This window comes from Nocardioides sp. (genome assembly GCF_036267815.1).
In the GTDB taxonomy this organism is placed as follows: Bacteria; Actinomycetota; Actinomycetes; order Propionibacteriales; family Nocardioidaceae; genus Nocardioides.
On record NZ_DATAVI010000010.1, the window covers coordinates 1 to 13,652 of the forward strand.

General features: G+C 71.6%; 15 protein-coding genes and 1 riboswitch. Of the genes, 10 read left to right on the forward strand and 5 right to left on the reverse strand.

Features of this window, described 5'->3' with window-relative positions:
* From otsB to VHW64_RS01930, 4 genes are all read left to right on the forward strand, one after another.
* Positions 1–891 (forward strand): trehalose-phosphatase (gene otsB, locus VHW64_RS01915; protein ID WP_329648812.1); only part of this gene is annotated, 891 nt, incomplete at its 5' end.
* A 251-nt stretch (positions 892–1,142) separates the two neighbouring features.
* A riboswitch (SAM riboswitch) is annotated at positions 1,143–1,277 on the forward strand.
* Positions 1,278–1,291: 14 nt separating this feature from the next.
* Positions 1,292–2,647 carry a threonine synthase gene (gene thrC / locus VHW64_RS01920; RefSeq protein ID WP_329648813.1) on the forward strand — a complete coding sequence of 452 codons (1,356 nt, stop codon included), beginning with the start codon at positions 1,292–1,294 and terminating at the stop codon, positions 2,645–2,647.
* Positions 2,648–2,680: 33 nt separating this feature from the next.
* Positions 2,681–2,956: a MoaD/ThiS family protein gene (locus VHW64_RS01925; RefSeq protein WP_329648814.1), complete on the forward strand. Its 276-nt coding sequence runs from the start codon at positions 2,681–2,683 to the stop codon at positions 2,954–2,956.
* 88 nt (positions 2,957–3,044) lie between these two features.
* Positions 3,045–3,854, forward strand: a complete 810-nt coding sequence (locus VHW64_RS01930) for an esterase/lipase family protein (protein ID WP_329648815.1) — start codon at positions 3,045–3,047, stop codon at positions 3,852–3,854.
* A 23-nt stretch (positions 3,855–3,877) separates the two neighbouring features.
* On the opposite strand, the gene VHW64_RS01935 is transcribed toward VHW64_RS01930, so the two are convergent.
* A complete protein-coding gene (locus VHW64_RS01935; protein WP_329648816.1) occupies positions 3,878–5,050 on the reverse strand; it encodes a hypothetical protein in 1,173 nt (390 codons plus the stop codon).
* Positions 5,051–5,475: 425 nt separating this feature from the next.
* On the opposite strand from VHW64_RS01935, the gene VHW64_RS01940 reads away from it, so the two are divergent.
* Both VHW64_RS01940 and VHW64_RS01945 read left to right on the forward strand, forming a co-directional pair.
* Positions 5,476–6,285 (forward strand): nucleotidyltransferase domain-containing protein, encoded by an 810-nt coding sequence (locus VHW64_RS01940; protein ID WP_329648817.1) that lies wholly within the window; start codon positions 5,476–5,478, stop codon positions 6,283–6,285.
* 140 nt (positions 6,286–6,425) lie between these two features.
* Positions 6,426–7,445, forward strand: a complete 1,020-nt coding sequence (locus VHW64_RS01945; protein ID WP_329648818.1) for a 1-aminocyclopropane-1-carboxylate deaminase — start codon at positions 6,426–6,428, stop codon at positions 7,443–7,445.
* 46 nt (positions 7,446–7,491) lie between these two features.
* Here VHW64_RS01945 and VHW64_RS01950 read toward each other — a convergent pair whose 3' ends face one another.
* The 3 genes from VHW64_RS01950 to VHW64_RS01960 all read right to left on the reverse strand — a co-directional run bounded on the left by VHW64_RS01950 (position 7,492) and on the right by VHW64_RS01960 (position 10,025).
* Positions 7,492–7,956 (reverse strand): hypothetical protein, encoded by a 465-nt coding sequence (locus tag VHW64_RS01950; protein ID WP_329648819.1) that lies wholly within the window; start codon positions 7,954–7,956, stop codon positions 7,492–7,494.
* 89 nt (positions 7,957–8,045) lie between these two features.
* Complete coding sequence (locus VHW64_RS01955; RefSeq protein ID WP_329648820.1) at positions 8,046–8,786, reverse strand: aminoglycoside phosphotransferase family protein; 741 nt, start codon at positions 8,784–8,786, stop codon at positions 8,046–8,048.
* Between the two features lie 42 nt (positions 8,787–8,828).
* Positions 8,829–10,025: a DUF2235 domain-containing protein gene (locus VHW64_RS01960; RefSeq protein WP_329648821.1), complete on the reverse strand. Its 1,197-nt coding sequence runs from the start codon at positions 10,023–10,025 to the stop codon at positions 8,829–8,831.
* A gap of 99 nt (positions 10,026–10,124) precedes the next feature.
* Here VHW64_RS01960 and VHW64_RS01965 point away from each other — a divergent pair, with 99 nt between their 5' ends.
* Complete coding sequence (locus VHW64_RS01965; protein ID WP_329648822.1) at positions 10,125–10,979, forward strand: alpha/beta fold hydrolase; 855 nt, start codon at positions 10,125–10,127, stop codon at positions 10,977–10,979.
* A gap of 61 nt (positions 10,980–11,040) precedes the next feature.
* Here the strand turns inward: VHW64_RS01965 and VHW64_RS01970 are convergent, their stop codons facing one another.
* Positions 11,041–11,214, reverse strand: coding sequence for a hypothetical protein (locus VHW64_RS01970; RefSeq protein WP_329648823.1), 174 nt, complete (start codon positions 11,212–11,214; stop codon positions 11,041–11,043).
* Positions 11,215–11,322: 108 nt separating this feature from the next.
* Between VHW64_RS01970 and VHW64_RS01975 the strand changes: the two genes are divergently transcribed.
* From VHW64_RS01975 to VHW64_RS01985, 3 genes are all read left to right on the forward strand, one after another.
* Positions 11,323–11,856 (forward strand): SigE family RNA polymerase sigma factor, encoded by a 534-nt coding sequence (locus VHW64_RS01975; protein WP_329648824.1) that lies wholly within the window; start codon positions 11,323–11,325, stop codon positions 11,854–11,856.
* Complete coding sequence (locus tag VHW64_RS01980) at positions 11,853–13,202, forward strand: hypothetical protein (protein WP_329648825.1); 1,350 nt, start codon at positions 11,853–11,855, stop codon at positions 13,200–13,202. Before VHW64_RS01975 ends, VHW64_RS01980 begins: the two co-directional genes overlap by 4 nt.
* A gap of 237 nt (positions 13,203–13,439) precedes the next feature.
* On the forward strand, positions 13,440–13,652 hold a 213-nt coding region (locus VHW64_RS01985), incomplete at its 3' end, for a hypothetical protein (RefSeq protein ID WP_329648826.1).

The following is a 13,652-nucleotide window of genomic DNA, read 5'->3' on the forward strand; positions in this document are numbered from 1 at the left end:
CGCCCGCGCCCGCATGATTGGGTGTGGGCCGTGCGCTTCACCACGCCCGAGGCCGAGCAGCGGTACGCCGCGCTCGTGGCGACCGCGGGCTCGGTCGTCGTAGGCCTGGACTTCGACGGCACCCTCGCGCCGATCGTCGAGGACCCCGACTCGGCCCACATCCATCCCGACGCGCCCGAGGTCCTGCTCGAGCTCGCGGACGTCGTGCGAGCCGTCGCCGTGGTCACCGGCCGGCCGGCGCGCAAGGTGCTCGCCCTCGGTGGCCTCGACGAGGTGGGACGTCGCATCGGTGAGCGCGACAGGGAGCTGATGGTGTTCGGCCAGTACGGCTTCGAGAGATGGACGTCGTCGCGTCGTCGCGTGGTCTCGCCGCGGCCGCCGCCGGGTCTGTCGGGATACCTGCGCGAGCTGCCCGGCCTGCTGCGCGAGTCCGGGGCACCGGATGCGTTCGTCGAGGACAAGGGGCTGGCGGTCGCCGTCCACACCCGACGCCTGGCGGATCCGGCCGAGGCGTTCGCCCGCCTGGAGCCGCGGCTGCGCGACCTGGCCGATCGCCATCAGCTGGTGCTGGAGCCGGGCCGCAACGTGATCGAGGCGCGGGCGCCGGGCATGGACAAGGGGGCCGTCGTGCGCGACCTCGTCGAGCAGACCTCGGCGGGAGGCTTCCTCTTCGCGGGCGACGACCTCGGCGACGTCGAGGCCTTCGAGGCCGTCGCCGAGCTCCGGGACCAGGGCCTGGCCACCCTGCTCGTCTGCTCGGCGTCCGACGAGGAGAGCGCCCTGTTGGACCGCTCCGACGTCGTCGTCCACGGTCCCGACGGCGTCCTCGACCTCCTGCGGCGCCTCACCGCCGACGCCCGGGCTCAGGCCGCGGCCGGGGCGGCGGGCTGAGCTGAGGTTTGGCGTCAAATCCCCCGCTGAAGCGGGGGATTTGGCACTTCCTGGGGGTTGCAGCGGCCAAGAAGTGCCAGGAGAGGCCAGGAAGTCCGCGTCGTCGAGCGTTCCGAGCGGCTGCTCGTGAGGGTCTCGCGCGTCCTCGGCCCATGCCGTCACGACCCATCAGCACGTCCACGAAGCGAGACGAGTGTCCAATATATGGATGAGCGGTACGCCGCCCGGCGGGGCGCTCGTAGGCTGAGACCAGCTCATCGAGAGGGACTGAGGGAACGGCCCGTCGACGTCCCGGCAACCACCACGCACGACGCGTCATCGGCGTATGGCGTGGGAATGGTGCCAAATCCGTCCCGTGGCGAGAGACGTCGCGGGGAAGATGAGGAGGAGGAAGTCCGTCGTGACCACGCTGGCCACCGAGGCCCAGACCCACTCGTCCGCGCCGGACCCGGCCCAAGCCGGCTCTCAGCCGGAGGACCCGAAGCCAGACCACCCGAAGCCAGACCACCCGAAGCCAGAGGTCCGCGAGGGTGCCTTCGGCAACGCCCGCGCGCTCTCGTGCCGCGAGTGCGGGCACGAGGTCGAGCTCGGCCCGCAGTACGCCTGCCCGGAGTGCTTCGGCCCGCTGGAGGTGACCTACGACTTCCCCGCGGTCACTCGCGCGCAGATCGAGGCGGGGCCCCCCAACATCTGGCGCTACCAAGCGCTGCTGCCGGTCCCCGACGACATCACCGAGAGCCCGAACACCGAGCCTGGCTTCACCCGGCTGCTCAAGGCCGACAACCTCGCCCGCGAGCTCGGGCTGAGCGCGCTCTGGGTCAAGGACGACTCGACCAACCCGACCAACTCCTTCAAGGACCGGGTCGTGGCCTGCGCGCTCAGTGCTGCCCGGGAGCTCGGCGCCAAGGTCTTCGCCTGCCCCAGCACCGGCAACCTCGCGAACGCCGTGGCCGCGGCGGGCGCGCGGGCCGGGATCCCGACGGTGGTCTTCATCCCTGCCGATCTCGAGCGCCCCAAGCAGATCAACAGCGCCGTCTACACCGATCGCCTGGTCGCCGTGAACGGCACCTACGACGACGTCAACCGCCTGGCCTCGGAGATCGCCGGGGAGGAGGAGGGCTGGGCGTTCGTCAACGTCAACGTCCGCCCGTTCTACGCCGAGGGCTCCAAGACGCTCGGCTACGAGATCGCCGAGCAGCTGGGCTGGCGCCTGCCCGACCAGATCGTGATCCCGGTGGCCTCGGGCTCGCAGCTGACCAAGGTCGACAAGGCGCTGCGCGAGCTGGTGACGCTCGGCCTGGTCGAGGACAAGCCCTACCGGATCTTCGGTGCCCAGGCGACCGGCTGCTCGCCGGTGGCCACGGCATACAAGGCCGGCGTCGACGCCATCCGGCCGGTCAAGCCGGACACGATCGCCAAGAGCCTGGCCATCGGCAACCCTGCGGACGGGGTCTACGTCCTCGACATCTGCCGGCGCACGGGCGGCGCCGTCGAGGACGTCGGGGACGACGAGGTGCGCGCCGGGATCCTGCTGCTCGCCCGCACCGAGGGCATCTTCACCGAGACGGCGGGTGGCACCACCGTGGCCTGCCTGAAGAAGCTGGTCGAGAGCGGTCGGCTCGACCCCGCGCTCGAGACCGTCGTGATCAACACCGGGATGGGCCTGAAGACGCTGGACGCCGTCGCCGACTCGGTGGGACCCGCCGCCACGATCGACCCGTCCTACGCTGCCTTCACCGCGACCGGCCTCGCCTGAGACAGCGGACCAGCCCACCGAGGAGGAGTACCCATGAGTGTGTCCGTCCGCATCCCGACGATCCTGCGCACCTACACCGGCGGCGAGTCCGAGGTCGTGGCGAACGGCGACACGGTCGCGGCCGTCCTGGACGACCTCGACACCAGCTACGCCGGGATCAAGGGGCGCATCGTCGACGAGCAGGGCGAGCTGCGCCGCTTCGTCAACGTCTACGTCGGCAACGACGACGTCCGCTTCCTCGACAACCTCGACACCGCCACCCCCGAAGGCACCCAGATCTCGGTGATCCCCGCCGTCGCCGGCGGCTGACGACCACACTCCTTCCCGAGAGTCCGGTACGGACCATCCCACCGGGGTGGGTGGTGGGGGCCTTGGGGTGGCGCGCCAGACTGGGCGGGTGCTCGACGACCTGGCTCCGGCGCGGCGACGGCTCGTGCTCACGGCGACGGCTCTGGTCCTCGCCGGCCTCGTCGTCCTTGCCGTCGTGCTGGTGGCGCCGCACCTGGACCGCGACCGGGCCGGGACCGACCCGGTCGCGCAGGACGCGCAGCCACCGGTGCTCCTGATCCCGGGGTACGGCGGCGGGACGACCGGGCTCGACGTGATGGCGGCCGCGCTGCGCCGCGAGGGCCGCACCGTGACCGTCGTCCCGCTCGAGGGTGACGGCACCGGTGACCTCAACCGCCAGGCCGACGTCGTCGAGGACGCCGTGCGTCAGGTGTTGTCGACGAGTGCGCGCTCGGTCGACCTGGTCGGATACTCCGCGGGAGGCGTGATCGTGCGGCTCTGGGCGCGTCAGTACGACGGCGGCTCGGTGGCCCGTCGGATCGTCACTCTGGGCTCGCCCCAGCACGGCACCGACCTCGCGGCGCTCGCCGGCGACCTGGCCCCCGACAAGTGCCCGACCGCCTGCGAGCAGCTGGCCACCGACAGCAGTCTGATCCAGCAGCTCAACAGCGGAGACGAGACACCGCCGGGCCCCGCCTGGGTCTCGATCTGGACCGACGACGACCGCGTCTCCACGCCGCCGCGGACCGCGAGCCTGACCGGGGCGCTGGACTTCTCCGTGCAGCGGGTCTGCCCCGGTCTCCAGCTCTCGCACACCCAGCTGCCCGCGAGCCCGGTCGTGATCGCGATGGTCTCGGCCGAGCTGGGCCGGACGATGCCCGCCCTGCCTGGCCGCGACGTCTGCCACGCGACCCGCTGAGCAGCGGCGCGCGAGGCGAGGCGTCACGACGGCGGGAGCTGCCGCTCCTGCGCCTGGGCGTCCGCGCCGACCGGGAGCGCGACCTGCTCGCAGGCGCCACGCACGGTGCAGCGGATCGTGAGCTGGGAGATGCAGTCGCCGCCCTCGGGGCTGCCGTCGGGGCCGCAGTCGGAGCCGGCGGTGAAGACGAACGTCGAGGCGGTCTCCCAGGCGGGCTCCCAGGAGTTGTCGGTGAAAAGGTTGTTCGCCCCGAGGTACGTCGTGACGAGCGCTCCGTCGCGGGCGCGCCGTACGCGGAGGAGGTCCCAGCCGCCACTCGTGCCGTGGTGGGCGGCGGTGAGCACGAAGCGGTCGTCCGGCGACCACGACTGGACGCGCTCGTGGGCTCCTGTGCGCCAGACCCGCACGTGCGCGGACGCACGGATCGGGATGACGCGGTCGTGGTGTCCCCGGTTGACCGCGACCTGGCCGGCGGTCAGGTCGCCCGGCTGGTACATCGGGTCGGTGCCGAGCGTGCGTCGTCCCGCGTCGTCGAGGGTGCGCAGGCGTCCCGTGTCGAGGTCCCACCTGCGCGTCAGCATGCGTCGGTGGGGACGGGGTCCGTCGACAGCGGACCTGCCGGTGGTCAGCAGGGCGACGTGCCGGGTGAACGTCGCCACGACCATCGGGGAGTCGAAGGCACGCCGCGCGACGAGCGCGTCGTCGGAGATCCGTCGGATCACGATCTTCTCGCGAGCCTGGAGCACGCTGTGCAGGGTCACGGCCACGAACCGGCCGTCGCGCGACGCGATCGCGTCCGCGACGTAGTCGGGTGACTTCGCGCGCACCAGCTGTCGCTGGCTCCCGTCGTCGCGGACGAACCGCACCCGGGTGTGGTTGGAGGTGAGCACGAAGCCGTGCCGGACGCGGGTCAGGTGCTCGTCCTCGTGCTTGCTCTCCGGATCCAGGGGTGTCTCTCCCGGCCGGAAGATGAGCTTCTCGGTCGAGTGGGGGAAGTCGGCGAAGGCGAGGTACGCCACCTGCGGCTCGGCGCCGATGGGGAGGTTCTGGGGCAGCTGAAGCTCGGTGACGTGCGGGTCGGAGGCTCGCGCGACAGCGCCTTCGGAGAGGGCCGGGCCCGACGTCATCGCCATCAGCGGCATCGCGAGCACGGCGGCCAGGACCGTCGCCACCTCGAGCGACCGGATCGTCGTCATCGCACTACCTCCATGAACCCACCCGGCCGGGAACCTCCCGGCGTCGGTGGCTCAGATGCCGCACCGGCCCGGAAGGTTCGGTCCACGCCCGAGGCTCGCCCGTGGTCTCAAGGGACTACGACGCGGGGCCCTTCGAGGGCTGGTGGGAGCCGCTGACGCAATGCAAGCGTGTACCCGGGTCGCCGTCGGGGGGATGGCGCCACACCTTCAGGTGGGGGAATTCAGCTATGCATCATCTCGGGCATCGCTCAGCCGATGCCGCCGTCATGAGGCAGGTGTCGTCGGTCGCCGAGCGGCTCCTGCTCGTCGCGGGGCTCGTGTCCGCGCTCATCGTGGTCCTCGCGGCCCTGGGTTCATGAGCGTCCTGGGTTCGTGAGCGTCCTGGCCTCCTGAGCGCCGACCCGCTCGTGTCTAGGGTGGCACCCGTGGACGCCTCGTGGATCCCGGGCCGGCTCGAGGAGGCCGTGTCCCTCCTGGTCGCCGCGTGCGAGCGCGACCCCGAAGTCCTGGCGGCCTGGGTCGGCGGCTCGCTGGCGCGCGACACCGCCGACGACTGGAGCGACGTCGACCTGCATCTGCTGGTGAGCGATGCCCAGGCGTTCGGTGCCGACGTCGCCGCATGGTTCGCCCGCGTGATGCCGACCGCGATGGCACACCCGATCCCGGGTGTCACCCACGGGTTCGTCTTCGTGACCCCCGAGTGGATCCACGTCGACGTCGTCTGGCACGACCGGGCGGACTTCGCCCAGGACGCCTACCCGGCTCGGGTCCTGCTCGATCGCCGGGGCCTCGTGCGCGACGTCGCGTCGTCCGCGGACGAGATGGCGGGCGAGCCCTACCTCCCGGACGGTCAGGTCGAGCTCTTCCTGTACTTCATGGGCGTCACGGTCACCGTGGTCCGGCGTCAGGAGTGGCTGGCCCTGGCCCAGGGGGCTGCCGCCTTCAGGGACACCCTCCTGATCCCGCTGATGCTCGCCGAGAACGGCGTGCGCAAGACCGACGGCGCCAAGCGGCTCAACCGCTATTTGACCGCCGAGCAGATCGCGGCGATCCGGGCGATCCCGGCGATCGGCTCCGATCCCGAGCAGCTCGTCCGGGCACACACCGCCATCGCGCGGGAGTACCTCACCCGAGCCCGTCGTCTCACAGCGGCTCTGGGCGAGCAGTGGCCCGTGGCGCTCGAGGAGGCCTCCCTCGACCTCTGGCGGCGCGAGCTCGACATCGTCGTCGAGTGACCCGAGCAGCCCCAGCAGCCCGAGCAGCCCGAGCAGCCCCAGCGGCCCGAGGCGCGACGACCCGCGAGCCGGCGGTCCTAGGCTGAGATCCCCGGACGCCGGCTCCCTCGCCGCGCCCCGACTCCCGGAGGAGCCCGCCTGTGTCGATCCACGACTTCGAGCGCTACCCGCTCACCTTCGGACCCAGCCCGGTCCACCCCCTCGACCGGCTGACCCGCCATCTCGGCGGCGCGCAGGTGTGGGCGAAGCGGGAGGACTGCAACAGTGGCCTGGCGTTCGGTGGCAACAAGGTCCGCAAGCTGGAGTACATCGTGCCCGACGTGCTCGCCCAGGGTGCCGACACGTTGGTGTCGATCGGCGGGGTGCAGTCCAACCACACCCGACAGGTCGCTGCCGTCGCCGCCAGGCTCGGCCTGAGGTGCCGGCTGGTCCAGGAGCGGTGGGTCGAGTGGGACGACCCGGTCAACGACAAGGTCGGCAACATCCTCCTGTCGCGGATCATGGGGGCCGACGTCCACCTCGACCCCGCCGGCTTCGACATCGGGATCCGCTCGTCGTGGGAGGACGCGCTGCGTGAGGTCGAGGAGGCCGGCGGGAAGCCCTACGGCATCCCGGCCGGGGCGTCGGAGCATCACCTCGGCGGGCTCGGCTTCGCCGGCTGGGCCTATGAGGTCGCGGCCCAGGAGGAGCAGCTCGGCGTCTTCTTCGACACCATCGTCGTCTGCACGGTCACCGGATCGACGCACGCCGGCATGGTCGCCGGGTTCGCCGCGCTGGAGGAGGCCGGCGGGCGGCAGCGGCGGGTGCTGGGGATCGACGCCTCCGCCACGCTCGACAAGACGCGGGACCAGGTGGCGCGGATCGCCCGTCACACGGCCGGGCTCATCGGGCTGGGACGCGATCTGAGCGACGGCGAGATCGCGGTCCTCGAGGGCTGGGCCGGCGACCTCTACGGCGTCCCCGTGGAGTCGACGGTCGACGCCATCCGCCTCAGTGGGCGGTTGGAGGGCATGATCCTGGACCCGGTCTACGAGGGGAAGTCGATGGCCGGTCTCCTCGACCTCGTCACGTCGCGGGAGATCGAGCCGGGCTCGACGGTCCTGTACGCCCATCTCGGCGGGCAACCCGCCCTCAACGCCTACAGCGCCGTCTTCGACTGAGACATCCGGGTTGGGCATCGCAGGTCGCGCTGCCGGGACGGGGCACTCAGCGGCCGCGGGTGTCCACCCGCGCCCACGGCCAGTCGCTGGCCAGCCAGTCGGCGACGGCGTCGGCCAGGGGGCCGTCGAGGTGCGACCGGTCGCCCCTCACCCAGGAGAGCGCCGTGACGTCCCACTCCTCCTCGCGTGAGGGGTAGAGGTAGAGGCACCCGATCACCTCGGCGGCGTCGGCGTCGGGGTCGAGCACGGTGAAGGTGTAGCCCGCCCCGGTGCGGAAGTCGTCGGCGTGGCGCCGCAGGTCGGAGAGGTTCTCCTCCAAGGTCATCCCGTCGACCGGCGGCCAGCTCCCGTCGCGAAAGCCGGGAGTGCTGCGGATGTGCGCGATGCTCGACGTCCAGGCGGCGTGGTCCGACTCGTTGTGCTGTGGTCCCAACGGCTCGAGGCGAAAACCGGCGCCGACCAGCGAGGTGGGTGGCTCGAAGCCCGCGGGTGTGAACGCGTCCGAGGTCATGTCGGCGACCGTAGTGCTCGGGCCGGACCGCCCGCACTCCGGTTCACGAGGAGGGGACTCCCGGGGAGGGCGTGGCGAGGAGGGTCCGGTCAGGCCTGTGACCTGAGGACGTCGATCTCGCAGCCCGGCGCCGCCGGGTCGAAGCCGTGCCCGAGGAGCCAGCGGATGGCGGTCAGGCATCGCACCGACCACCAGGCGCGGATCACCTCGGCATCGGCGTCCGCGGCGCCGTAGCCCACGAGGACGTCGGCGAGGTGCTCACGGTGACCGAGCGTGAGGCTGGCGAGGTCGTACATCGCGTCGCCCTGGCCCGCCTCCGACCGGTCGAGCACGCCGGTGACCTCGTCGCCGTCGACGAACACGTGGGCGACGTGCAGGTCTCCGTGCATGAACACCGGCGTCGAGGGTCGCAGTGCGACCTGCGCGAGGCGCCGGTTGCGGCTGACGAGATCGGCCGGCAGGACGTCGTTGGCCACCAGCCAGGCGCACTCGCGGTCGAGCCCGGACGCCTTCTCGTCGATGCTTCGTCCGCGCCAGGACGGCAGCGGCGCGTCGTGCAGCCTCCGGATGGCGGCACCCGCCGCGACCCACGCCGCCGCCGACGCGGTCGACGGCCGGCCCAGGCGGCCGATCGCCGTACCCCTCACCGCCGCGAGCGCGACGACGGGGGGCTCGCGCCAGAGGACCGCGGGAGTCGGCACCGGGGCCAGCGCCATCGCCTCGACCTCGACGTCGGTGGCGGCCTGGTCCGCGTCGACCTTCAGGAACACCCCGCCGACCCGGAGCGTCGCGCGCTGGTCATGGGCCACCACGACCTCGACGCTCTCCATGACGGTCATTGTCGCGACCGGCCCGCGGTGGCGGCCAGGAGACTAGGGAGTGGTCGTCGAGGGGGAGGCGGCCGGTGGGGGAGGGCTGCCCAGGTCTGCGAACTCGAGCCCGGCCTCGGGCAGCGGCACGACGTGCTCGAGGATCTCCGCGAAGCCGTTCGTCTCGGCCGCGAGAGCCGTCAGGTTCGAGGGCGCGTAGTCAGTGTCGTCCTGGAGGTGCCTGACCGCCGAGTACGCCACCCGGACGGACAGGGCGCGGGGGTTGGTGAGCACCCGCATCCCGTGGCTGAACTCGGCATCCAGGTGGCGCTGCCACGGGAGATGGTCCTTCGCCTCGAGGATCTCGTTGTCGGCCTTGAACATCAGGCTCAGCGGGTTGTGGCAGATGGGGTCGGAGCCGCTGTCGACGTAGGTGCCCAGCAGCGTCGGGTCGAAGACCAGGCCGGCCGCGTGGGCCTCCTTGACCATCCACAGCAACGCCGTGTCCGAGAGGCCGGTCTCGGCATAGCCCCCGCCGACATCGGAGTGCGCGCCCTCGAACCACACCTGCTTGACCCGAGGGTCCTCGGTCGGCGGCCCCTCGACCTCGCTCGGCGCCTCCCAGAGGCTGGGCGCGAACTTCAGTCTCGTCTCGTCGATGGCCAGCGCCTGCCTGGCGCACAGCACCTGATCGCTGAGCTGGACGTTGTGGAAGCGCGGCGTCTCCCTCTCGAAGCCGGGGACCCCGAGGGCACCCACCGTGTCGAAGACGCCCAAGAAGGTCACCTTCGCGGCGTGGCAGTGGTCGTGCTTGAACTCGTCCACGCTCTCGCCGAACGCACCCGACGGCATCGCCGTCGCCTGGTACAGGTGGACGGCCCACGGCAGGCGCTCCTCGACCAGCGCGACCTTGGTGAGCAGGCCGACGGTGGCGAGCATGCCGGCCAGCGAGCGGGCGGTGTAGGCGCCGCGGCTGAAGCCGAGGATGACGATCTCGTCGTCGGGCTCGTAGTTCTGGGCCAGGAACCGGTAGCACGCGATCACGTTGTGGAACAGGCCGAACCCGAACGCCCCGCCCAGCAGCCGGTCGGCCTCGTAGCCGTCGGCGCCGACCCCGCTGATGTAGTAGACGAGCTGGTAGACGTCGCCGGTCTTGTCGGGATCGGTCTGTACGGTGCGGGCGATCTTCTCGACGTTGGTGACGTTCGCGTTGTCGGGCTTGTTCCAGGTCCCGTCACAGCACACGACCAACCGCTTCATGGGCCGATGCTGGCACTCGCGACGCCGCCACACATCCCTCCGCAGAGGGATGCCGCTCTCATCGGAGGCGACGTACCCCCGACCGGGTACCGTCGCCCGGTGGTCGAAGGGACGCGCATCGACAGCTTTCGGCACGACTCGCTGACCTTCGACGTGGTGGACGGCGGGCCGCGCGACGCGCCGGCCGTCGTCCTCCTGCACGGCTTCCCCGAGCGCGCCTCGCACTGGCAGGCCGTCAGCACGACGCTGCACGCGCACGGTCTGCGGACCCTGGCTCCCGACCAGCGCGGCTACTCCCCGGGGGCGCGGCCACGAGGCCGCTACGCCTACCGCCTGTCGCGGCTCGTCGCCGACGTCGTCGCGCTGGTCGGGCGGTACGGCGGGCCGGTCCACCTGGTCGGGCACGACTGGGGAGCGGCCGTCGCCTGGGCGACCGCCGGGGCGCGCCCCGACCTCGTCCGCAGCCTGACGACGGTCTCCGTCCCGCACCCCGCGGCGTTCACGCGCTCCCTGGTGAGCAGCGACCAGGCCCGGCGGTCGTGGTACATGCTGGCTTTCCAGCCGCCCGGGCTCGTGGAGCTGGTCGCACGCAGGTCACCGGAGAGGGTCGAGCGCTTCCTGGGCTCCGGGGGGCTCACCGCAGACGAGGTGGCGCGCTTCCGCACCGAGATCGTGGAGTACGGCGCGCTGCCCGGCGCGCTGGCGTGGTACCGCGCCCTCCCGTTCTCCCTGCGCACGTCGACTGGCCGCATCCGGGTGCCGACGACGCACGTGTGGAGCGACCGCGACGTCGCCCTCGCGCGTCGCGGCGCCGAGCTGACCGCCGACTTCGTGCGGGCGCCGTACGAGCTGGTCGTCCTGACCGGCGTGGACCACTGGGTGCCGACGCATGCTCCCGACTCCCTGGGAGACGCCATCCTCGCCCGGGTCGCCTCGGCAGGCGACCCTCGCTAGGACGCGCGCGAGGAGTCGCTCAGAACCACCTCAGCCGGCTGGGCCGAGGCCCAGCCGCGCGTCACTCCCCGGCGCCCGAGCTGTTCCCGGACTGCTGGGCCCGCAGAATGCTGGCCTCGTCCTTGGACGCCGGCTCGAAGGAGGGGCCGAGCAGCGCGCGGATCGTGGGTGCGAAGAGCCACGACCCGAGACCGAGAATGACCAGGAACACGGCACCGCAGATCATCCAGATCATGGGCCACACCTCCGATGCAGCCAGTGTGGCACGGGGCATGGTCCGGAGCTGACAAAAAAGGGCGCGCAACGAATCTTCCCGGGGAGGCGTTGGTAGACCATGGAGAGCGTGGCGGCGATCGGACGACACGGTGCGGAGAAGACGAGCGACGATTTCGCCGCCTACGTCGAGGCGCGTGGCCAGGCCTTGCTGCGCTTCGCCTACGTCCTGACCGGGAACGCCGCCGATGCCCAGGACGCCGTCCAGATCGCCTTGTCGCGGGCCCTGCCGAAGTGGGACCACATACGGTCCGTGGACGGCGTCGACGCCTACCTGCGACGGATGGTCGTCAACGCCCACGTATCGGCGTGGCGCCGGTTCCGGCGCAAGGAGTCTCCGGTGTCGGAGGTCCGGTCGGTCGACGAACCCCTAGCCGCGGATCCGGCCGACACGGTCCTGGACGCGGTGTCCGACGAGGCCGTGTGGCAGGCCTGCTCGCAGCTGGTGAAGCCGCAGCGGGTCGCGATCGTCCTTCGCTACTACGAAGGGCTGTCCTTCAAGGAGATCGGCGAGCTCGTCGGATGTCCCGAGACGACAGCCAGGTCGCGGGTCTTCCGGGGCCTGGCCGTCCTGCGAGACCTGGTGGAGGTGGAGGCGCGATGAACAAGCTGGAGCAGCGACTGTCGCAGGTCCTGACGACGAGAGCCGCGGACGCTCCGTCACCGGGCAGCCTCGTCGAGGCGGCGCGGTCACGCCACCACCGTCGTCGCCGGTCGCAGACCGGCGTCGTCGCCCTGGCCGTCGCGGCTGCCGTGGTGGTCCCCGTCGGAATCCACAGTCTCGGAGTCGACCACGAGTCGACACCCGAGCCGCTCGGCCCCTACAAGTACGGCCAGCACCTGAAGCTGTCGGACGCCGTGCCCGCCGCCCGTGCGCCAGGGTTCCATGTCCTCGACTACGGGGTGCCGTCGGACAACCCGCCGCTCCCGCTGGCCAGTGGCGAAACCTTGGGGCCGGCTGCCGAGTACCTCGACATCGACGCCAGCGGCCGCCTCACGGACCTGTACCTGCACGGTCGGGCACCCACGGCGAGCTACCGGCTCGTGCCCGGCCCGGGCCGACCGGCCCGACCGATCTCCGACCCGGTCGGCGGGTCGATCGAGTACGGGATCTGGCAGGCCACCTTCACGCCGGACGGCCGGTTGCTCTGGTCCAAGGAAACCGGACAGTGGATCCACCTGTGGACGACCGATGTCGACGGTGCGAACGCCCGGCGGGTCGCGCCCTCGGAGTCCCAGGTCGGAGTGCCCTCTGGCGTCGCCGGGCAGCCCTGGCGAGACCTGTGGGTCGACAACGGGCGGGTCTGGTTCAGCGCGATCACCAAGGTCGTGGGGCACGGCAACCACCAGCAGCAGTGGGTCTCCCTCTTCTCCTACGACCCCGCCCACCCCGGGCAGCTGCGTCGGGAGGCGGCCGCCGATGTGTCGGTGATCGACGTCGCGAACGGGGAAGCCGTCTGGGTCGACGCCAGCGACACCAAGGTGTACGCCGAGGACCTGGCGAGCCGGCAGGTGCATCAGGTCCCGGTGTCGTTGGACGCCGGCTGCCGGATGGTTCCACTGAGCTGGCTCAGCGGTGGCGGTGCGCGCGGGACGCTCGTCACCAACGGCTCCCTGATCGCGCTGACCGAGTTCTGCCCGGACTGGCGGACCACGCGCGTGGTCGTCACGGACCTGTCCGGCCGGCTCGTGGCCGACTTCGATGCCGGGAGCGGCCGCCAGATCTACAACGTCGTGCTGAGCGACCAGACCATCGGGTTCATCGACCAGCCGCCGAGCGGCGAGCACGACAGCTACCTCGCTGATCTGATGACTGGCGAGCTGATCGACCTCGGCAGGCAGGTCCCCGACTACGAGAACCCGCCTCACGTCGCCGGCCGCTACGTCATCTGGTACGCCGGGCGGGGCGGGCACGTCGGCAGGCTCGACGCGAGCAGCGGCGGGAGCTGACCGGGCGTACCCAGCCGCGCCCGGAAACTAATCGCTGCGAACCGACGTCGAAGTCGCAAGCCCGGCATGACGTTCGCTTGCGCGAGCGGTCGCCCTCCGGTGTCTCACGGCATGGTCGGAGCCACATCGGTGCGGGCGGCACGGGGACACCTCGCAGTACCCTCCTCGGATCATCGAGCGAGGACCGAAGGGGCACGCATGAAGACACCACGGTTTTTCCTCCCAGCAATCCTGGCGATGGCACTCGTGCCACTCGCCGCCGGGCCGGCCAGCGCGGCCCCGCCCGGCAACGACGAGGTCGGTGGCGCGATCGCGCTGAACCTCGGGGACCGGGTCACCGAGGACACCACCCAGGCCACGACCAACGCCGGCGACGACGCGCTGAACGCCGCCTGCGGCGCACCGGTCACGGAGGCGTCGGTGTGGTACTCCTACCACCCCCTCGTGCGC